This is a genomic window from Streptomyces sp. NPDC050422, assembly GCF_044458665.1.
GTDB lineage: Bacteria > Actinomycetota > Actinomycetes > Streptomycetales > Streptomycetaceae > Streptomyces.
This window is the reverse complement of sequence record NZ_JBITIE010000014.1, coordinates 103,887-123,488: the sequence shown is the minus strand read 5'-3', so window position 1 is coordinate 123,488 and position 19,602 is coordinate 103,887. Positions and strand designations below refer to the sequence as shown.

22 protein-coding genes are annotated in these 19,602 nt (G+C 70.7%); 11 read left to right on the top strand and 11 right to left on the bottom strand.

Features of this window, described 5'->3' with window-relative positions:
- Nucleotides 1–30 precede the first annotated feature (30 nt).
- Together ACIBJG_RS23045 and ACIBJG_RS23040 are read right to left on the bottom strand one after the other, a co-directional pair.
- Nucleotides 31–1,089 carry an NlpC/P60 family protein gene (locus ACIBJG_RS23045; RefSeq protein WP_399309959.1) on the bottom strand — a complete coding sequence of 353 codons (1,059 nt, stop codon included), beginning with the start codon at nt 1,087–1,089 and terminating at the stop codon, nt 31–33.
- A gap of 259 nt (nt 1,090–1,348) precedes the next feature.
- Nucleotides 1,349–2,125, bottom strand: a complete 777-nt coding sequence (locus ACIBJG_RS23040; RefSeq protein WP_399309958.1) for a class I SAM-dependent methyltransferase — start codon at nt 2,123–2,125, stop codon at nt 1,349–1,351.
- Between the two features lie 199 nt (nt 2,126–2,324).
- Between ACIBJG_RS23040 and mshA the strand changes: the two genes are divergently transcribed.
- The 3 genes from mshA to ACIBJG_RS23025 all read left to right on the top strand — a co-directional run bounded on the left by mshA (nt 2,325) and on the right by ACIBJG_RS23025 (nt 6,181).
- A complete protein-coding gene (gene mshA / locus ACIBJG_RS23035; RefSeq protein WP_399309956.1) occupies nt 2,325–3,689 on the top strand; it encodes a D-inositol-3-phosphate glycosyltransferase in 1,365 nt (454 codons plus the stop codon).
- 93 nt (nt 3,690–3,782) lie between these two features.
- Complete coding sequence (locus ACIBJG_RS23030; RefSeq protein ID WP_399309954.1) at nt 3,783–4,310, top strand: YbjN domain-containing protein; 528 nt, start codon at nt 3,783–3,785, stop codon at nt 4,308–4,310.
- Nucleotides 4,311–4,453: 143 nt separating this feature from the next.
- Entirely contained in the window at nt 4,454–6,181 is a 1,728-nt protein-coding gene (locus ACIBJG_RS23025) for a glycosyl hydrolase family 28-related protein (protein ID WP_399309953.1), read from the top strand.
- 28 nt (nt 6,182–6,209) lie between these two features.
- Here the strand turns inward: ACIBJG_RS23025 and ACIBJG_RS23020 are convergent, their stop codons facing one another.
- Complete coding sequence (locus ACIBJG_RS23020) at nt 6,210–7,217, bottom strand: phosphotransferase family protein (protein ID WP_399309951.1); 1,008 nt, start codon at nt 7,215–7,217, stop codon at nt 6,210–6,212.
- Nucleotides 7,218–7,461: 244 nt separating this feature from the next.
- On the opposite strand from ACIBJG_RS23020, the gene ACIBJG_RS23015 reads away from it, so the two are divergent.
- Nucleotides 7,462–8,250, top strand: a complete 789-nt coding sequence (locus ACIBJG_RS23015) for a hypothetical protein (protein ID WP_399309949.1) — start codon at nt 7,462–7,464, stop codon at nt 8,248–8,250.
- A gap of 7 nt (nt 8,251–8,257) precedes the next feature.
- Here ACIBJG_RS23015 and ACIBJG_RS23010 read toward each other — a convergent pair whose 3' ends face one another.
- From ACIBJG_RS23010 to ACIBJG_RS22990, 5 genes are all read right to left on the bottom strand, one after another.
- The gene (locus tag ACIBJG_RS23010) at nt 8,258–8,500 is read right to left on the bottom strand and encodes a hypothetical protein (RefSeq protein WP_399309948.1); all 243 of its coding nucleotides are present in this window, start codon (nt 8,498–8,500) and stop codon (nt 8,258–8,260) included.
- Nucleotides 8,497–8,745: a hypothetical protein gene (locus tag ACIBJG_RS23005; protein WP_148019431.1), complete on the bottom strand. Its 249-nt coding sequence runs from the start codon at nt 8,743–8,745 to the stop codon at nt 8,497–8,499. Before ACIBJG_RS23005 ends, ACIBJG_RS23010 begins: the two co-directional genes overlap by 4 nt.
- Nucleotides 8,746–8,870: 125 nt before the next feature.
- A complete protein-coding gene (locus ACIBJG_RS23000; protein ID WP_399309946.1) occupies nt 8,871–9,212 on the bottom strand; it encodes a helix-turn-helix domain-containing protein in 342 nt (113 codons plus the stop codon).
- Nucleotides 9,166–9,579, bottom strand: a complete 414-nt coding sequence (locus tag ACIBJG_RS22995; protein ID WP_399309944.1) for a type II toxin-antitoxin system RelE/ParE family toxin — start codon at nt 9,577–9,579, stop codon at nt 9,166–9,168. The genes ACIBJG_RS23000 and ACIBJG_RS22995 overlap by 47 nt, the downstream gene beginning before the upstream one ends.
- Before the next feature lie 133 nt (nt 9,580–9,712).
- Nucleotides 9,713–10,471 carry a phosphoglyceromutase gene (locus ACIBJG_RS22990; protein ID WP_399309942.1) on the bottom strand — a complete coding sequence of 253 codons (759 nt, stop codon included), beginning with the start codon at nt 10,469–10,471 and terminating at the stop codon, nt 9,713–9,715.
- A 207-nt stretch (nt 10,472–10,678) separates the two neighbouring features.
- On the opposite strand from ACIBJG_RS22990, the gene ACIBJG_RS22985 reads away from it, so the two are divergent.
- Nucleotides 10,679–11,983: an MDR family MFS transporter gene (locus tag ACIBJG_RS22985; RefSeq protein ID WP_399309940.1), complete on the top strand. Its 1,305-nt coding sequence runs from the start codon at nt 10,679–10,681 to the stop codon at nt 11,981–11,983.
- 71 nt (nt 11,984–12,054) lie between these two features.
- On the opposite strand, the gene ACIBJG_RS22980 is transcribed toward ACIBJG_RS22985, so the two are convergent.
- Both ACIBJG_RS22980 and phoU read right to left on the bottom strand, forming a co-directional pair.
- Nucleotides 12,055–12,204, bottom strand: coding sequence for a hypothetical protein (locus ACIBJG_RS22980; protein WP_399309938.1), 150 nt, complete (start codon nt 12,202–12,204; stop codon nt 12,055–12,057).
- Between the two features lie 159 nt (nt 12,205–12,363).
- A complete protein-coding gene (gene phoU, locus ACIBJG_RS22975) occupies nt 12,364–13,041 on the bottom strand; it encodes a phosphate signaling complex protein PhoU (protein ID WP_399309936.1) in 678 nt (225 codons plus the stop codon).
- 198 nt (nt 13,042–13,239) lie between these two features.
- Here phoU and ACIBJG_RS22970 point away from each other — a divergent pair, with 198 nt between their 5' ends.
- The gene (locus ACIBJG_RS22970; RefSeq protein ID WP_399309934.1) at nt 13,240–14,514 is read left to right on the top strand and encodes a sensor histidine kinase; all 1,275 of its coding nucleotides are present in this window, start codon (nt 13,240–13,242) and stop codon (nt 14,512–14,514) included.
- The gene (locus ACIBJG_RS22965; protein WP_136201434.1) at nt 14,511–15,191 is read left to right on the top strand and encodes a response regulator transcription factor; all 681 of its coding nucleotides are present in this window, start codon (nt 14,511–14,513) and stop codon (nt 15,189–15,191) included. Before ACIBJG_RS22970 ends, ACIBJG_RS22965 begins: the two co-directional genes overlap by 4 nt.
- A gap of 89 nt (nt 15,192–15,280) precedes the next feature.
- Here ACIBJG_RS22965 and ACIBJG_RS22960 read toward each other — a convergent pair whose 3' ends face one another.
- On the bottom strand, nt 15,281–15,958 hold the full coding sequence (locus tag ACIBJG_RS22960; protein WP_399309932.1) for a DUF461 domain-containing protein: 678 nt from the start codon (nt 15,956–15,958) through the stop codon (nt 15,281–15,283).
- 713 nt (nt 15,959–16,671) lie between these two features.
- Here ACIBJG_RS22960 and ACIBJG_RS22955 point away from each other — a divergent pair.
- The 4 genes from ACIBJG_RS22955 (at nt 16,672) to ACIBJG_RS22940 (ending at nt 19,602) form a co-directional block, all read left to right on the top strand.
- The gene (locus tag ACIBJG_RS22955; RefSeq protein ID WP_006380568.1) at nt 16,672–17,154 is read left to right on the top strand and encodes a CarD family transcriptional regulator; all 483 of its coding nucleotides are present in this window, start codon (nt 16,672–16,674) and stop codon (nt 17,152–17,154) included.
- A 442-nt stretch (nt 17,155–17,596) separates the two neighbouring features.
- Nucleotides 17,597–18,343, top strand: coding sequence for a 2-C-methyl-D-erythritol 4-phosphate cytidylyltransferase (gene ispD, locus ACIBJG_RS22950; RefSeq protein ID WP_399309930.1), 747 nt, complete (start codon nt 17,597–17,599; stop codon nt 18,341–18,343).
- A complete protein-coding gene (gene ispF / locus ACIBJG_RS22945) occupies nt 18,333–18,863 on the top strand; it encodes a 2-C-methyl-D-erythritol 2,4-cyclodiphosphate synthase (RefSeq protein ID WP_399309928.1) in 531 nt (176 codons plus the stop codon). Before ispD ends, ispF begins: the two co-directional genes overlap by 11 nt.
- A 136-nt stretch (nt 18,864–18,999) precedes the next feature.
- The gene (locus tag ACIBJG_RS22940; protein ID WP_399309926.1) at nt 19,000–19,602 is read left to right on the top strand and encodes a GNAT family N-acetyltransferase; all 603 of its coding nucleotides are present in this window, start codon (nt 19,000–19,002) and stop codon (nt 19,600–19,602) included.

Here is a 19,602-nt window from a genome sequence, read left to right as displayed (position 1 = left end):
GCCCGGTCGGCGCGTGGCGGGGAGCGGAGGTCATTTGTCCGGTCGGACGACTCCGAGGATCTCCATCGATCCGGCCCCGGCGAGCGTGACGTTGCGGCCCGGGCGCGGGGCGTGCACGATCGCGCCGTCGCCGATGTACATCCCGACGTGACTGGCGTCGCTGTGGTAGATGATCAGGTCGCCGGGGCGCATGTCCTTGATCGCGATGTGCGGCAGCTGCCGCCACTGCTCCTGCGAGGTGCGCGGGATCGGCCGTCCGGCCGACGCCCAGGCCCGGGAGGTCAGTCCGGAGCAGTCGTACGACTTGGGGCCGACGGCACCCCACTCGTACGGCAGGCCGATCCGGTCGGTCGCGAAGGCCACCGCCTTCTTGCCGCTCGCGCTCGCCTCGCGGTTGATCTCCTTCAGCGCGCCGGAGCCGAGCCAGGCGCTCTGCGACTTGTACTCCGCCTCCTGCTCCAGCTGGAGGAGGCGGGCGCGCTCCTTCTTCTCCAGCTGGGACTCCAGCTTCTTGGCCGCCGCGATCTGCTCGTTGATCTTCTTCTTGGCCTTGGCCTGCTTGACGCGGTTGGCTTCGAGCTTGGTCCAGTTGGTGCTCGCGTCCTGCGTGTACGTCTTCAAGTCCTCCTGGGTCCTGTTCAGTTCCCCCAGGAGTCCCTTGGTGGCCTTCTGGCCCTGGCGGGCCCGGCTGATCCCGTCCAGGAAGAGCTGCGGATCGCCGCTGAGCATGAGCCGGGCGCCCGGCGGCAGTCCGGCGTTGCGGTACTCCTCGCGGGCCTGGGCGCCCGCCCTGCTCTTGAGCTCGGAGATCTTCGCCTGGCCCTCGACTATGGCCTGGGCCAGCTTGACGATCTCGCCCGACTGCTTCTTGGCCTTCTCCTCGGCGAGGTTGTACGCGTCCGTCGCCGACCCGGCGGCCCGGTAGAGGCCGTCGATCTCCTGGCGCACCTCTTCGAGGCTCTTCTTCTCCGGCCGGTCAGCGGCGGGCGAGGGGGGCGCGGGTGCCGCGAAGGCCTGGGCGGGCGAGGCCAGTACGGCCATCGCGCAGACCAGAGTGATCGCGGCAGCGGCACAGTGGCGTCGGTACACGAAGCTCCCCCTCCGAGCGGATCCCTGCGGATACGAATACGGATCTGATTTACCGTCAGTAACTTATGGCGCCGACGAGATCGTGCCATGCCCTACCGAAAAGCAACAGAGGCAGACACATCTCCGCAGGCTCGCGAAGCGGCGCCCCCTGGCACCCCACCCGCGCTCTCCCGGCCCTGCCTTCCCTGTTCTGGGACGAACGGTGCCGCGGTGACGTTCCCGATGCCGGGGGGTTTCACCTTGTTTCCCGCGTGTTGGGCTACCGCTCAGGCCGCAGTGCCGCCCATTTCACCGTCACTTCGCCCTGGCGCCACCGCCGTACGCCGTCCGTCAGCGGCCACTCGCCCGACAGTGCCCGCACGGCCGTGATCCAGCGCTGCCGGGCACCCAGTGAGGCGTACGGCGCTGCCGCCGCCCAGGCCCGGTCGAAGTCGCGCAGGAAGGCGTGGACGGGCTCGCCCGGCACGTTGCGGTGGATCAGCGCCTTGGGCAGCCGCTCCGCGAGGTCGGACGGGCGGCCGAGGGAGCCGAGCCGGGTCGCGAAGGTGACCGTGCGGGGCCCCTCCGGGCCCAGCGCCACCCAGACGTGACGGCGGCCGATCTCGTCGCAGGTGCCCTCCACCAGCAGGCCGCCCGGCGCGAGCCGGCCGCACAGGCGCTGCCAGACGGCGGCGACCTCGCCCTCGTCGTACTGGCGCAGCACGTTCGCCGCCCGGATCAGGGCGGGCCGCTCCGGCAGGGGGATCTCGAAGCCCCCGTGCCGGAAGGTGAGGCCCTCGCGCTCGTACGGCCGTGCCGCCTCGACGCGCTCCGGGGAGATCTCGATGCCCACCACGGAGGTGCGCGGTTCGGCGGTGCGCAGGCGCTCCAGCAGTTCGACGGCGGTCCAGGGGGCGGCCCCGTAGCCGAGGTCGACCGCCACGGGGGCCTCGGTGCGGCGCAGGGCGGGGCCGTGCGTGGCGGCGATCCAGCGGTCCATGCGGCGCAGCCGGTTCGGGTTGGTGGTCCCGCGGGTCGCGGTGCCGATCGGGCGCATGACACAGAGCGTAACGACTCAGCCGGGCCCGGCCGCCGTCGCGGCGACGCGCCGGAGCCGTACCGTAATGATTTGGCAAAGCGGAAATGAAAGGAGGAGTTCCGCTGTTCCAGCTTTCCGGAAGGGACCGTGCGCCCCTTCGGTGCCATGCCGTGAACGACGTCGGTGCCAGTACCCTGAGCGAGGAGGACCGGACGACGTGAGCCAGTACGTCTCCCGGCTCGGCAGCAGCCGTGTCGCGCCGCGTCTCAGGTTCCCCGCAGGCCTCACCGGCTCCTTCCCCGGCGGCCACCGCAGGCCGCGCAGGATCGCGATGCTCTCCGTGCACACCTCCCCGCTGCACCAGCCGGGGACGGGCGACGCGGGCGGCATGAACGTGTACATCGTGGAGCTCGCCAAGCGGCTGGCCGCGATCAACATCGAGGTCGAGATCTTCACCCGCTCCACCGCCGGCGCGCTGCCGCCGGCCGTCGAGATGGCGCCCGGCGTCCTGGTCCGGCACGTCGACGCGGGGCCGTACGAGGGACTGGCCAAGGAGGAGCTGCCCGCCCAGCTCTGCGCCTTCACGCACGGCGTGATGCAGGCGTGGGCCGGTCAGCGCCCCGGCTACTACGACCTGGTGCACTCCCACTACTGGCTCTCCGGCCAGGTCGGCTGGCTCGCCGCGCAGCGCTGGGGCGTTCCCCTCGTCCACGCCATGCACACCATGGCCAAGGTCAAGAACGCCGCGCTCGCCGAGGGCGACGCCCCCGAGCCCGCCGCCCGCGTCATCGGCGAGACCCAGATCGTGCGCGCCTGTGACCGGCTGATCGCGAACACCGCGGAGGAGGCGGACGAACTCGTCCGGTTCTACGAGGCCGATCCCGGCGCCGTCGCCGTCGTCCACCCCGGCGTCAACCTGGACCGCTTCCGCCCCGCCGACGGCCGCGCCGCGGCCCGCGCGCGCCTCGGGCTGCCGCAGGACGCCCTGATCCCGCTCTTCGCCGGCCGCATCCAGCCGCTGAAGGCCCCGGACGTGCTGCTGCGCGCTGTCGCCGCCCTGCTGGACCGGGACCCCTCGCTGCGGTCCCGGATCGTCGTGCCGGTCGTCGGGGGGCCCAGCGGCAGCGGACTCGCCAAGCCGGAAGGGCTGCAGAAGCTGGCCGCCCGCCTGGGGATCGCGGACGTCGTGCGGTTCCACCCGCCGGTCGGGCAGGACCAGCTCGCCGACTGGTTCCGGGCCGCGTCCGTGCTGGTCATGCCCTCGTACAGCGAGTCCTTCGGCCTGGTCGCCATAGAGGCCCAGGCGGCCGGCACCCCGGTCGTCGCGGCGGCCGTGGGCGGACTTCCGGTGGCGGTACGGGACGAGGTCAGCGGCTTCCTGATCCCCGGGCACGACCCGGAGGCGTACGCGGAGGCGCTGGCGCGTTTCGCGGCCGCGCCGGAGCTCGTCGAGCGGATGGGCGGCGCTGCCGCCGCGCACGCGCAGCGTTTCGGCTGGGACACGGCGGCGGCGGCGACCGCGGACGTGTACACCGGGGCGCTGCAGGACCACCGGCGCCGGGTGCGCACGCACCACGGGTGAGGGTGTCGGATGCGCCCGCGCCGATAATGAGGCCGCGTCCGAGCCCGAGGGCGCCGTACGCGGGCCGATGCCGGACGGGCGTACGCTCGGTTCATGGCTGACGTACCCGAGGAAGCGGTGACACCGCAGGTCACGCAGGTCGCCCAGGTCATCGAGGCGACGCTGAAGGATGCCGGACTCGACTGGGAGAGCCCCGCGCCCGGCAGTTACGTCGTCCAGTTGCCCGGCACCCGCAAGCTGGCCACCACCTGCTCGCTCATCGTCGGCGCCCACGCGCTGTCTCTCAACGCCTTCGTCATCCGCCACCCCGACGAGAACGACGCGGCGGTGCACCGCTGGCTGCTGGAGCGCAACCTCCGCCTCTTCGGGGTGAGTTACGCGATCGACTCGCTCGGCGACATCTACCTCGTCGGCAAGCTGCCGCTCTCCGTGGTGACGCCCGAGGAGCTGGACCGGCTGCTCGGCGTCGTCCTGGAGGCCGCCGACGGCGCCTTCAACCCCCTGCTCGAACTCGGTTTCGCGAGCGCGATCCGCAAGGAGTACGCGTGGCGGGTGTCCCGCGGCGAGTCCACGCGGAACCTGGAAGCGTTCACGCACCTGACTCAGCGCCCTGCCAACTGAGGCCCGCCGCCTGAGCGTTCTCTGCTGACTATTCCCCGGTGCACGACTCTTTCGCCGTGCCCGGGGCTCGTGGCATGCTCACCGCCGACGCAGATATGAACATCGTTCACATCCGTGAAAATCATGGAAGGCGGATCGGGCTCATGGCGACCAGGATGACCAACGCGACCAACGGGAACATCAGCAGGCGCGGACTGCTCGGCAGCGCGGTGGCCGTCGCAGCGGCCGCGGCCACCGGAACGCTCGGCGGCGGAACGGCCCTGGCCGCGACCACGCCCGCCACCGCGACCAGCAGCCGGCCGCAGCCCACCCCGCTCTGGCGGGAGTTCGCCGCGACGCCCTTCACGCACCCGCAGATCCCGTTCATCGGCCGGGCCGGTTACCGAGGCGGTTCCGCCCTGCCGCGCCCCCGCACCGGCCACGGCTTCACCGCCAACGTCCTGGACTACGGCGCCGATCCGGGCAACTCCGCCGACTCCGCGCCCGCGATCAACCGGGCCATCGCCGCCGCCGGAGAACGCGGCGGCGGCACGGTGATCGTCCCCGAGGGCACGTACCGCATCGACGACATCATCCGCATCGCTCACAGCAACGTCGTGGTGCGCGGCGCGGGCAGCGGCCGCACCACCCTGTACGCGACGAAGAGCCTCACCGAGATCGTCGGCGCGTACGGCAGCCGCTACGGCGGCGACAAGTCCAGCTGGTCCTGGGCGGGCGGCCTCATCTGGCTCTGCCCCGAAGCCCGTTGGACCTCACTCACCGACGCCATCAGGGCGAAGGCCTGGCCCTTCGAGGGCTGGACCGGCAACAAGCGCGACGCGTGGCAGACCCTGACCACCGTCGCCCCCGCCCGCCTCGGCGACCGTACGATCACCGTCGACGACCCCCGGAAGGTGAGGCGCGGCGCACTCGTCCTGCTCCGCCTCGCCGACGACTCCGCCCACACCCTTCTGGAGCACATGGCGGGCGGCGGTGCGGGCCCGGAGGCGTACTACTGGGACGACAAGACCAAGCTGACCTCGTACGTCCCCTACGAGTGGCCGGTCCGCATCACCGCCGTCCGCGGCCGCCGGGTCACCCTGGAACGGCCCCTCCCGCTTGACGTCCGCCCCGAGTGGGACCCGCGCCTGACCACCCTCGCCACCCCGCTCACCGGCTCCGGCGTCGAAGGCCTCACCCTCGAAGCGGTCGAGACGCCACAGTCACCGCACCTGCTCGACAAGGGCTACAACGGCGTCGCGTTCCAGTGCGCGTACGACTGCTGGGCCGACGACATCACCGTCCGCCACGTCGACAACGGCTTCGGCCTCATCGGCGCGTCCGCCTGCACCCTGCGCCGTACGAAGGTCGCGGGGCGCGGCTCGCACCATCCGTACTACTGCCGCGAGGGCAGCCACGACAACCTGATCGAGGACTTCACCATCGAGCAGCGCACCGTCCCCGCACCCGCCGGGACGCAGCTGCACGGCATCAACGTCGAGGGCCTGTCCAGCTACAACGTGTGGTCGCGCGGCGTGATGGAGATGGGGACCTTCGACTCGCACCGCGGGATGCCGTTCGCCAACGTCCGCACCGACATCACCGTGAACAACAACGGCCGGCACGGCGGCGACGCGAGCGCCGGACCGCTGTTCGGCGCCCGCTTCACGCACTGGAACATCCGCGTCACCAACGGCCGGGCCGGCCTGATGCGGATCGACGGCCTCGCCCCGTACAGCGCGACCGTCGGGGTGAGCGAGGTGACGGAGTTCGACCAGATCGACGTCCCCGACTTCCCCGGCGACCTGCACACCCGCCTGGAGGCGTACGGAACCCCGGGGGCGGTCCGGCCGGCCAACCTGCACGACGCCCAACGGGCCCTGGGGCGCTGAGGAACGGGGGTCGGCGCCGCGGCGGCCTTCAGGCCCGCAGCGCCGGCCCCACCTCACCGAGCGCCGCTTCGAGCCGCGGCGCCACCTCGTTCCACGTCCACTCCAACTGCTCCCCGGACGCCTTCCGGGGGACGGTCTCCACCAGCATGATCAGGTAGAGGTACGCGCGGTACAGCGCGAGCCGCGACCACACGGAACCGTCGAACTCGACCGGCCCGCCCGGCGCCGACTCCCCGTAACCGGCGAGGAAGTCCCCGTCCTGCTCCATGTCCCCGAACAGGGCGAGCGACACGAAGTCGGCGACCGGGTCGCCCCAGAACATCCGCTCCCCGTCGATGACCCCGCCGATCCGCCGCGCGCCCGGCTCCCCGGCGACCAGGATGTTGCCCTGCCACAGGTCGAAGTGGACCAGTGCGGGCCGGGTCACGTCGTCCAGTACGTACGAAGCGGCGCCGAGCAGGCGGCGAATGTCCGCGGCCGTACGCGGCAGCCGCGCCCCGTACGACTCCGCGTCGTCCAGCACGGCGTCGGTCATCGCGGTGAACGCGCCGCGCCATGTGGGGGCGAGCGGGCCGAGCGCCGCGGACGGATAGCCGAAGCCGCCCGGCGCCGGCACGGTGTGCAGCCGGCCGACGATCCGGCCGAGCTCCGCGCGCAGCCTGCGCGCCTCATCGTCGGCCAGGGCGCCGGCGACCTCGTGCCAGGGCTGCCCGGGACGCTCCGTCATGACCACGTACGCGCCTCCCGGGGCGGCCGGGTCGAGCCCGCTGTGGACGATTCCGGGGACGGCCGTCTCCTCGGGGAGCGCGGCCGCCGCGGCGTAGAACGTGACCTCGTTGACCAGCAGGTCGCGCTCGTACCGGAGATGCTCCCCGCCGGGTGGCGGCGTCTTCACCACCCACTGCCGGCCGTCGGTGAGGCGGACGCGGGTAACGGCGTTGTACGTGCCTCCGGCCAGCGGGTCGCAGGAGATGACCATCTTCGGCGACACCCCCACGGCGCTGAGCACGGCGGACAGTGCGGAATCGATAGCCATCTACGGCCCCCTTCGAGCGGCCACCCCGTGACGTGTTGCTGCTGTCTGTGGCAAATGCCCAGTTCAGAGCCTCCACGAGGTGATCACGACGTCGTCACGATCACGGGCGGTGCCCGCTTTGACGGACCGCCAAACCACAGCGTGCTCATAGAGTTGGCAAACCCCCACGATCCTCAACTCCGCGCCGAACCCGGCGGCGGCCGCTCTCCTGCGGGCGAAACACCTTGAGACAGAAGGACGGGCCATGCGACCCACTGCCATACGCCGTACCGCCGTTGCCGCCACTGTGATGTCCCTGGCCCTGCTCACCGCGGCCTGCGGTTCCGATGCCGACACCGCGGACAAGGACAACGGCAAGGCGGGCGCTTCCGCCTCCGCCAAGCCCGCGGACACGGCCGGCGCCAAGGCGCTGGGCGCGGCCGAGCTGGAGAAGGTCTCGCTGGCCCAGGGCGACGTCAAGGGCCACAAGATCACGAAGGCCGGTCCCGCCGACGCGGTCACCGGCGACGCCGTCACCGCCGACAAGGCGACCTGCGACGTCTTCGCCGACGCCCTGATGGGCGCCAAGTCCGGCAAGCCCGCCGCGTCCACGCAGCGCAAGGTCGTCAGCGAGCCCAAGAAGGGCGGCGACAAGGAGAGCGACGACCCGGCGGAGGCGTTCAAGGCCGCCTTCGACATCACGACGACGCTCACCACGCTGGCCTCGTACGACGGCAAGGGCGCCGAGGAGGCGCTGGCCGGTCTGCGCACCGCCGCGACCGAGTGCGCCTCCGGCTTCACCCTCACCGCTGCCGGATCGAAGCAGAAGATCACCAAGATCGCGGAGGTGCCGGTCAAGGGCGCCGAGGAAGCCGTCGCCTGGACGGTGACGGTCGAGGCGGAGGGCGAGAAGAGCGCGATGAAGCTCATCCAGCTCCGTCAGGGCACCACGCTCGCCTCACTGACCTCGCTCAACCTGGGCGCGTCCGGCGCGGGCGGCGACTTCGACCTGCCGACCGCGGTCATCGACGCCCAGGCCGGCAAGCTCGCCTGAGCGGCCGTCAGGGGAGCGGGACGAGCCGCACCACGGTGACGGTCAGGACCGACCCGGAGACGTAGAAGAGCACGATCGCCCCGGAGACCGTCGCCTCGCGGCGATCGTGCTCACCCTTGACGGCGGACGACCCGTGCCCGTACGGCTCGCGCCCCAGCGTGCGCGCCATCTCGTCCCGGAAGGTGTCGCCGTCCCGCATCTTGGCCAGGGTGTCGTCGGCGGGCGGCGCGTAGGAGATCCGGAAGCTCAAGCGACGCTCCGCCTCTCGGCCTCGTCGCGCGCCAGCCGGTCCAGGATCCGCTCGGCCTCCGGATCGGGTACGGCCTCCAGCATCCAGTGCCGCATCACGGCCTGGATCTCGTGCACCCCGGCCTCGTTGATGGCGCGGTCGAACTCCTCGCGTCTCGCCTCCGGCAGGGCGTCGCGGATGGCCGGGATGCTGTTGGGCACCTCGACCTCGGCACCACCCACAAAGGTCTTCAGGGGCTCACTCATGGCTGCTCTCCCCGCTCTCCCCGTATGCGACACAGGGTACGGCTACGGGTGGGCGGCATCACACCCGCCTGCGCCACCACCGCGACCCGGGCTCCGGCGCGGTGTCGGCATCGGTGGTGGGCGATTCAGCCCAGAACCAGGGATTCATCACCGAAGTCGGCGACCAGCTTGAGCTGTCCGCCCAGGGCCGCCACATAGGCGGCGAGTGTCTCGACCTCGGACCGGCTGATGGCACCGTTCTCTATGGCCGAGATGCGGCCTTGAGTGACGCCGAGCGTCTTGGCCACTGCCGTCTGCGTCATCTTCTGACGCTTGCGTACCTCGGCGAGACGATGCGCTCGCACCTCCGACAGCATGCCGGCGGTACGCTGCTCGACTTCCGCTGTCTCGTCGGCGGAGAAGCCGAACTTCTCCTTGAGTTCAGCCCAGTTGACGGAGCCGGCCGCCTTCGGGTTGTTCGCGCTCATGACTCCTCATTCCTGGCAGTTCCGGTACGCCTCGCAGGCGTCTTCCGCTTCCTTGATCGCCGTTCGGTACCACCCCGACCAGTTGCCTGCTCTGTCGCCGCCGACGAGGACCACCGCATTGCGCCGGGGGGTCGAAAACAAACAGGCCCCTTACTTCGCTCGCCCCGGACGAACCACTACGCAGTTCTTTCAGGTTCGAGATGCTCGATCCGGTGATCCGATCGACCAAGGGGCGACCCGGGGCCGGCCCCTCGTGTTGCAGGACGTTGATTGCGGCAGTGATCTGCAGGAGTGTGTCCCGGTCGCTGTGGCGCAGGTTGTGCAACCAGCTCTTTGCCGGTTCAGTGACGATGATCTTGGATGGCATTCACGCTCCGCCCGCGAGTATCACGTAGATGTGATGTCGCATCTGCGTGATATGTGCCCCTGCGGCCTCTGTGACAGCAAAGAGCCCCCTGCTCGTGAACGTTCCAGGCAGGGGGCTCGACGTGCGGGGGCTGCTACTTCTTGCCCTGATTCTTCACGGCCTCGATCGCGGCCTTCGCCGCGTCCGCGTCCAGGTACGTGCCACCCGGCTTCAACGGGCGGAAGTTCTCGTCCAGTTCGTACGCGAGCGGGATGCCCGTCGGGATGTTCAGGCCCGCGATGTCGGCGTCCGAGACGCCGTCGAGGTGCTTGACCAGGGCCCGGAGGCTGTTGCCGTGCGCGGCGACCAGGACCGTCTTGCCGTCGAGCAGGTCCGGGACGATGCCGTCGTACCAGTACGGCAGCATGCGGACGACGACGTCCTTCAGGCACTCCGTGCGCGGGCGCAGCTCCGGCGGGATCGTCGCGTAGCGCGCGTCGTCGCTCTGCGAGAACTCGGTGCCGTCCTCGAGGGCGGGCGGCGGGGTGTCGTACGAGCGGCGCCAGAGCATGAACTGCTCCTCGCCGAACTCGGCGAGCGTCTGCGCCTTGTCCTTGCCCTGCAGGGCGCCGTAGTGGCGCTCGTTCAGACGCCAGGAGCGGTGCACGGGGATCCAGTGGCGGTCCGCGGCCTCCAGCGACAGCTGGGCGGTGCGGATGGCGCGCTTCTGGAGCGAGGTGTGCAGTACATCGGGGAGCAGGCCGGCGTCCTTGAGCAGCTCACCGCCGCGGACCGCCTCCTTCTCGCCCTTCTCGGTGAGGTTGACGTCCACCCATCCGGTGAACAGGTTCTTCGCGTTCCATTCGCTCTCGCCGTGGCGGAGGAGGATCAGCTTGTACGGTGCGTCGGCCATGGGTCCGAGCGTAATCGAACCCGTACGGGCCGCGCGCGCCCGGCCACAGGGCGGACAGGGCGGTGGGCGTGCCGGGAGCGGGGCGGCGCCGATTGAGGGCTGGAGTCAATTGAGTGGCAGGCCCGAATCCCGATTTGTAATGTTCGGATCGCTGGCGTACCACTTACCGCCCGCATACGAATCCGTACGTCCCCGGGGGGAACCCACATGCCTGTCGCCGGTCTCAGACGGGCCACCCGTGAAACCGTCTCCGGTCTCCCCAGGGAGTTCTGGTGGCTGTGGACCAGCACCCTGGTCAACCGGCTCGGAGCGTTCGTCGCCACGTTCATGGCCCTGTACCTGACCCTGGACCGGGGCTACTCCGCCTCGTACGCCGGTCTGGTCGCCGCCCTGCACGGGCTCGGCGGGGTCGTCTCCTCGCTCGGGGCCGGGGTGATGACGGACCGGTTCGGCCGGCGGCCCACGATGCTCGTCGCACAACTGTCGACCGCCGTCTCGGTGGCCGTGCTCGGCTTCATGGTGCATCCCGCGGCGATCGCCGCCGTCGCCTTCGTCGTCGGCATGGCCAGCAACGCCTCCCGCCCCGCGGTCCAGGCGATGATCGCCGACATCGTCCCCGCGAAGGACCGGGTGCGGGCGTTCTCGCTCAACTACTGGGCGATCAACCTCGGGTTCGCGGTCTCGTCCGCCGGGGCCGGGTTCATCGCCGAGTACAGCTATCTCGCGGGCTTCGTCGGCGAGGCGCTGATGACCCTGTTCTGCGCCGTCGTCGTCTTCATGAAGGTTCCGGAGTCCCGCCCGGTCCAGGCCGTGTCCACCCTCCCGAACGCGGCCGCCGCCGAGGACGACGTACGTCTCGGCACGGTGCTGCGCGACGGACGGTTCATGGGCGTCGTCGGTCTGTCGTTCGTGATCGCCCTGATCTTCCAGCAGGGTTACGTGGGGCTGCCGGTGGCCATGGGGACCGACGGGTTCAGCAGCTCCGACTTCGGTACGGCGGTCGCCGTCAACGGCGTCCTCATCGTGGTGCTGCAGATCCCGGTCACCCGGTTCATCCAGAGCCGCGACCCGCGCCGGCTGCTCATCGTGTCGTCGCTGCTCGCCGGGTACGGATTCGGGCTGACGGCCTTCGCCGGCTCGGTCGCGGTCTACGCGCTGACCATCTGCGTCTGGACCGTCGCCGAGATCGTCAACGCGCCCGTGCAGAACGGTCTGGTCGTCCAGCTCTCACCGGCCCACGGGCGGGGCCGCTACCAGGGCATGTACACCCTGTCGTGGTCGGCCGCCGCGCTCGTCGCCCCGCTGATGTCCGGCGTGGTGATCGACCACTTCGGCGCCGGCTGGCTGTGGGGGACGTGCGCGGTCCTGGGCACCGTGGCGGCGCTCGGTTACTGGCTGCTGATGCGGAGCCTGCCGCAGGACGGCACGGCGGCGGCCCCCGCGGTCGTCAGCGGACCCACCGCGGCCGAGGAGGGCGCCGGTCCCGAGCCCGCCGTGGAGCGGGCGGGCTGACCAGGGACAGGGTGCGGGGCGCCCCGCGCGGAACGGTCCGCGCGGGGCGCCCCTGTCGCTGCGCGCGCCCGTCAGCCGGAGCAGCCGCCGCACTGGCACGGCGCGCCGGACTGGCAGCCGCACCCGCAGCCCGATCCGCAGCCGCAGGCGCCGACGACGCCCCGGTGCGCGGCGCCGGCGGGTGTCTCCTGCTGGGGTCCGGTCGTGGGGGAATCGGCCATGGTTCCTCCTCAAGGTGTACGACAGGGCCGTGCGCCCGCACGGGGCCCACGGCCGGGGCGTACGGAAAGGTCGTGCCGCCCCACCCCATTGCATGCCCACCCGGGCGGGCGCATCAACGGCGCACACGCGCAGGAACACATGTGCGCGTCTCCGCCCTGCTACGCGCCGTCCACCGGCGTCGGCTGCTGGATCTCGTCCGCGTGCTCGCCCGTCACCAGGTAGACGACGCGCTTGGCCACCGACACGGCGTGGTCGGCGAACCGCTCGTAGTAGCGGCCGAGCAGCGTCACGTCGACGGCCGTCTCGATGCCGTGCTTCCAGCGGTCGTCCATCAGGTGCTGGAACAGGGTGCGGTGCAGCAGGTCCATCTCGTCGTCGTCCTGCTCCAGCTGGAGCGCCAGGTCGACGTCCTTGGTGATGATCACCTCGGCCGCCTTGGCCATCAGGCGCTGCGCGAGCTGGCCCATCTCCAGGATGGTGGCGTGCAGGTCGTCCGGGACCGCCTTCTGCGGGAAGCGCAGCCGGGCCAGCTTGGCGACGTGCTGGGCGAGGTCGCCCGCGCGCTCCAGGTCGGCGCTCATCCGCAGCGAGGTGACCACGATCCTGAGGTCGGTCGCCACCGGCTGCTGGCGGGCCAGCAGCGCGATGGCCCTGGCCTCCAGGTCGTGCTGGAGGTCGTCGACCTTCTGGTCCGCGGCGATCACGGTCTCCGCCAGCTTGAGATCGGCGTCGAGCATGGACGTCGTCGCCCGGCCGATCGCCGATCCGACGAGCCGGGCCATCTCGACCAGCCCCTCGCCGATCGAGTCGAGTTCCTCGTGGTACGCGTCACGCATGGGATGTCCCTCTCCAGTCCTAAACCGAGGCCGGGGCCAGCTCTGAACCCCACCGTGCCACCGTGACGGCCGTACGCGTCGGGTTCCGACCGGCCAAGTGAACCGGCGCTTGCCCCTCGGTGAACTCTGGGCGACGAGTGTTCGGACAGGCACTCGGACGGCTGGGAGAGTGTCCGTGGAGCCGCATAACCTGGAGGCATGGACGTGAACGCGGCGGTCGCCGCAGCTGCAGCGATCGCCGGAGTGTGTACCGGCGTGATCGCGATGCTGGCGTTCCGCTGGAGCGAGCGCGACCAGAAGAAGCCCACGCGTACGTCTCTGCGGCCCGACAGCGGTGCCCCCCTGCCCCCCGGGGTCGACACGGTCCTGTCCGTGCTCAGCTCCTCCGCGGTCGTGCTCGACGAGAGCGACAGCGTCGTCAAGGCCAGCTCCGCCGCGTACGCGCTGGGGCTGGTCAGGGGAGGTCGGCTCGCCGTCGAGCCGATGCTGAACATGGCGAGGGACACCCGGCGCGACGGGGAGATACGACAGGTCGAACTGGACCTGCCCCGGCGCGGCACCGGCCGGGGCGAGGCCCTCGCGGTCTCCGCCCGGGTCGCCCCGCTGGGCTCCCGGCTGGTGCTGCTGCTGGTCGAGGACCTCACCGAGGCCCGCCGCATCGAAGCGGTCCGGCGCGACTTCGTCGCCAATGTCAGCCATGAGCTCAAGACCCCGACCGGTGCCCTGTCCCTGCTCTCGGAGGCCGTCATGGACGCCTCCGACGACCCGGAGGCGGTGGAACGGTTCGCGGGCCGGATGCAGATAGAGGCGACCCGGCTCACCAACCTCGTGCAGGAGCTCATCGACCTCTCCCGGGTGCAGAACGACGACCCGCTGGAGGACGCCGAACCGGTCCGGGTGGACGAGCTGGTCGCCGAGGCCATCGACCGCTGCCGGCAGCAGGCAGGCTCCAAACAGATCACCATGGCCGCCGGCGGCACCGCCGAGCTCCGCATATGGGGCAACCGGGGCCAGCTCGCCGCCGCGCTCGGCAACCTCGTCGAGAACGCCGTCAACTACAGCCCCGCCCGCACCCGCGTCGGCATCGCCGTCCGCCGGGTGGTCGTACCCGGCGGGGACGAGATCGAGATCGCCGTGACCGACCAGGGCCTCGGCATCTCCGAGAAGGACCGGGAACGGGTCTTCGAACGCTTCTACCGCGTCGACCCGGCCCGCTCCCGCGCCACCGGTGGCACCGGCCTCGGCCTCGCCATCGTCAAGCACGTGGCCGCCTCGCACGGCGGGGAGGTCACCGTCTGGAGCTCGGAGGGACAGGGCTCCACCTTCACCCTGCGGCTGCCCGAAGCGGGCTCCGCACGGGACCGGGACCGCACATCCGGCGGCCCCCTCATCGTCAACGGCGACGAGGCGTCCTACCCGGACGCCGCACCCGACACCTTTGATTCATTCCCTGCCCCGGAGGCTCTTCCGTGACCCGAGTGCTTGTCGTCGAGGATGAGGAATCCTTCAGCGACGTCCTGTCCTACATGCTCCGTAAGGAAGGCTTCGAGGTCGCCATCGCGGCCACCGGACCCGACGGCCTGGACGAGTTCGAGCGCAACGGCGCCGACCTCGTCCTGCTCGACCTGATGCTGCCCGGCCTGCCCGGTACGGAGGTCTGCCGGCAGCTGCGCAGCAGGTCCAACGTCCCCGTGATCATGGTCACCGCCAAGGACAGCGAGATCGACAAGGTCGTCGGCCTGGAAATAGGGGCCGACGACTATGTGACCAAGCCGTTCTCCTCGCGCGAGCTCGTCGCCCGCATCCGCGCGGTGCTGCGCCGCCGCGGGGAGCCGGAGGAGGTCACTCCGGCCGCGCTGGAGGCCGGACCGGTGCGGATGGACGTGGACCGTCACGTCGTCACGGTCTCCGGCGGCAAGGTCGACCTGCCGCTGAAGGAGTTCGACCTGCTGGAGATGCTGCTGCGCAACGCCGGCCGGGTGCTGACCCGGATGCAGCTGATCGACCGGGTCTGGGGCGCGGACTACGTGGGCGACACCAAGACGCTCGACGTCCACGTGAAGCGGCTGCGCGCCAAGATCGAGCCGGACCCGGGAGCGCCGCGCTTCCTGGTGACGGTGCGGGGCCTGGGGTACAAGTTCGAGCCGTAAACCGGCCCGGACAGGGCGGCAGATGTGGCTGAGGCGCCTCCCGGCCCGGGAGGCGCCTCAGCCACATCTGCGTGTCGTGCGGGGTGCGGTCAGCCCGGCTGCTGCGAGTCGGACGCCGCGTCGGTCGGGGTGGTGGTGCCGCTCTCCGAGGCCGTGGCGGAGGGGCTGCCGGTCGAGGCGCCCGGGGTCTCCGCCGCGGAACCGGTCGGCGTCGCTTCAGGCGACTTCGCCGGCTTCTTCGGGGTCTCCGGCAGCGAGCTGGGGCCGAAGTCCTTGAAGAAGCCGGTGGCGGGCACGACGGAAGCGCCGAGCGTGATGTCGCCGGTCCGGCCGAACTTGAAGACCAGCGGCTGCACGTTGCCGCTCTGCGTGGCCTCGCTGCCGTTCTCGATCACGGCCGAGGCGTTGCCCTTGCCGCCGAGGACCACCCGGCCGCCGGCCGGTACGACGACCGGTCCCGAGCCCTTGGCGGCGTGCAGCTGCACGGAGCCGCTGCTGCCCGTCAGGGTGATGGCGTCGAGGGTCTCCGCCTCGGACCCGTTGTTGAACACCGTGGCGCTGACCACGGCCGGGCCCTTGGCGCCCTGCTCCGGCTGGGCGATCACGTTGGCGTTCTGGATCTTGATGTCGCCGGACGACGTGGCGGCGTTGTCAGGCCTGACTTCGAGCGTCTGCGCGTTCTTTCCGGCCCCGCACGCGGAGAGCGCGGCGATCGAGAACACGATGGCAGTGGCGGCGAGGGCGCCGTGTCGAAGGCTGCGGCTCACGGCGGCGGCATCTCCTTGAACGAGCGGACTTACGGACGGGGTCGGGCAAGCGGTGTAAAGCTGCCCTAAGGCTGTGTCAGGCGCCAGGTTACCGAGCCGCCCTCTCCGCCTCGCACCCGACCCGCCCCTGGCGGACCAGGGGATCGCGGGCGTCGGACGCGAGACCATTCGCACGTTGTTCACATAAGGCACTCGATCACGTGCCTGACTCGTGCTTGATCGCGTGCTTGATCACGTGCTTGATGACGCGCTTGCTCACGTGCCTGATGACGCGCTTGATCAATTCCCGCGCACTTCGCCCCGCGCTTCGCGCCGCTGTTCAGCCACTGTTCAAGGGGGAGTGGCGCATTCATTGCACATAATCCCCACGGCGTCCGGCGTTGATCAATTTTATTGGCCACCAGTACCGTCACCGGAACTTACCGCCGTACGGGTGATCGATCTTCGAACGGAGTAGGGAATGTTCATCATCCGGAACCCGGCAAAACGGGACGTCTCGTCACTTCCGAGGGGGTTCCGGTAGGTGTAACGTCCGCGTTTCTCCTCGCCCGCACAGCGCCTCCGACCTGCGAATACCGTCCCCAGCAAGCCTTCCGCAGCACGTCCGTGTCGCAGTTGTCAAGCCCTGAGATATGCCCTGACCTGCGAAAACGCCATTCAGGAGAAGCTGTTCTCGTGTTACTCTTGATAGCCACGGAAGGGGTACCTGTCACATGACGTTCAAGGTTGGCGACACCGTGGTCTATCCCCATCACGGGGCCGCGCTGATCGAGGCTATCGAAACTCGCCAGATCAAAGGCGTGGACAAGACCTACTTGGTGCTCAAGGTCGCTCAGGGCGACTTGACGGTGCGTGTACCGGCGGACAATGCGGAGTTCGTAGGTGTGCGCGACGTAGTCGGGCAGGAAGGGCTGGACCGGGTCTTCGAGGTGCTGCGCGCGCCGTATGCCGAGGAGCCGACGAACTGGTCCCGACGCTACAAGGCAAATCTCGAGAAGCTCGCATCCGGCGATGTCATCAAGGTCGCGGAAGTGGTTCGCGACCTGTGGCGTCGTGAGCGCGAGCGTGGACTCTCCGCAGGTGAGAAGCGCATGCTCGCCAAGGCTCGCCAGATCCTGGTGAGTGAGCTCGCTCTCGCGGAGAACACGAACGAGGACAAGGCCGAGGCTCTTCTCGACGAGGTCCTCGCGTCCTGAACCGGATCGCACCGGTCATAAATAATGTGCCGCGGTGCCCGCTGACCAGCCGTATTCACGGTGTGTCGTCGGGCGCTGCGGCATGTCCGGATGCGACATGACCCGTGCCACCTGGGCAGCACCCCGGTCGGCGGACGCCTGCGGACGGCGCGCCCCGACGAGCGGAGTGCCTGGTCCGGCGAGCGGCCTGCGTGGCCCGACGAACCCGGATGTTCTCTCCGATACGCCGATGCGTTGGCCTCAGCGACGATCCCCCGGTACTTTGCTCGCGATCTTGTGAAGTCGACGTGTGAGGCCGATCCCGAGCGGCCGGGGCGGTACCCGTCTCGCCCGGGGTCACGGAAAGGGTCCCGGTCGAGTCATGGCGCAGCGCCCGGCTCGCTTGTGGCCATACCCACGTCGGCCGTGGAGACAAACATGCCGATGCTTCGGAGTGCAACCGATGTCTGATCAATCGCGTCCCTACCGCACCGCCGCCGTGATTCCCGCGGCCGGCCGCGGCGTACGGCTCGGCCCGGGCGCCCCCAAGGCGCTCCGCGCGCTGGGCGGGACGCCCATGCTCATCCACGCCGTACGGGCCATGGCGGCTTCCCGCCATGTGTCCCTGGTCGTGGTCGTCGCACCGCCGGACGGAGCGCCCGAGGTGAGGAACCTGCTCGACGAGCACGCCCTGCCCGAGCGCACCGATTTCCTCGTCGTGCCCGGCGGCGGGACCCGTCAGGAGTCGGTGAAGCTCGGGCTCGACGTGCTGCCCGCCGATGTCCGTGCCGTCCTCGTCCACGACGCGGCCCGCCCGCTCGTGCCCGTCGACACGGTGGACGCGGTGATCGAGGCAGTACGGGACGGGGCGCCCGCCGTCGTTCCCGCGCTGCCGCTCGCCGACACCGTCAAGGAGGTCGAGCCCGGTGCGCCGGGGGAGCCCGAACCGGTGCTCTCCACTCCGGTACGGGCCCGGCTGCGCGCGGTGCAGACCCCGCAGGGCTTCGACCGCGCCACTCTCGTACGCGCCCACGAGGAGGTCGCTCTCAACGGTGAGGGCGCGACCGACGACGCGGGCATGGTCGAGCAGCTCGGGGCGCCCGTCGTGGTCGTACCCGGGCACGAAGAGGCATTCAAGGTGACCCGGCCGCTGGACCTGGTCCTGGCCGAGGCGGTTCTCGCACGCAGGAGGGCGAACGATGGCTTCTGAGGTATCCGAGATCGCAGGGGGCGCAGCGGCGCGCCCCGCGCCCGTGATCCCGCTCGTCGGGATCGGCACCGACATCCACGCCTTCGAGGAGGGCCGTGAGCTGTGGTGTGCGGGCCTCCTGTGGGAGGGCGAGGGCTCCGGTCTCGCCGGCCACTCCGACGCCGACGTGGTCGCGCACGCCGCGTGCAACGCGCTCTTCTCGGCCGCCGGCCTCGGCGACCTCGGGCAGCACTTCGGCACCGGGCGCCCCGAGTGGTCCGGCGCCGCGGGCGTCACGCTGCTGACCGAGGCGGCCAGGATCGTCCGGTCCGAGGGCTTCGAGATCGGCAACGTGGCCGTCCAGGTCGTCGGCGTACGGCCGAAGATCGGCAAGCGGCGCGACGAGGCGCAGAAGGTCCTCTCCGCCGCCGTCGGCGCACCGGTCTCCCTCTCCGCCGCCACCTCCGACGGGCTCGGCTTCACCGGGCGTGGCGAGGGCATCGCCGGTATCGCGACGGCCCTGGTCTACCGCACCGGCTGAGCCGCGCGAAGTCCGCAGTCCCGGCGCCGACGGGCCCCGGTCGGGCGGCCCGGGGCCCGCGACCTTGTTGCACATCAGTTGCACGTACGCTGATACGGCAATGATGTGACGCGGCAAGGGACGGTGAAGCTCCGGGATGAGCACGACGACGATCGCTCCGGTACGGGCCGACCTCGACGGGTACGTCCTGCGCACCGCCGGTCCGGCGGACATCGGCGGGGCCCGGGCCGTCATGCTCGACACCGTCTACCGCGACCTGCGCTCCGGCTACGTACCGCGCTGGCACGCCGACATCATCGACCCCGAGGCTGCCTATCTGCGCCCCGCGCGCTGCACGCTGCTGGTGGCCGAGCGCGACGGCGAGATCGTCGCGACGGGCGCGGTGCGGGACCGGGGGCCGCAGGCGCCGCCCAATCCGCAGTGGGTCGCGGACCGCTTCCCGCCCGGCACCACCGCCCAGCTCTGCCGGATCTACGTCGCGCCCGAGCACCGCAGGCACGGGCTCGCGCGCCGGATGGTGGGCGAGCTCCTCGACTTCGTCGCACGGACCGGCGGCTACGAGGCGGTCTATCTGCACACCGACCCGGCCGTGCCGGGCGCCGAACCGTTCTGGCGGTCGCTGGCGCGGGAGGTGTGCGACGAGCGCGCGCTGCCCGACGGCGGTCAGGGCATCGTCCACTTCGAGCTGCCGCTGCCGGGGTTCGCGGACCGTGAAGGCGCCACCCCCTCTTCTGAATGA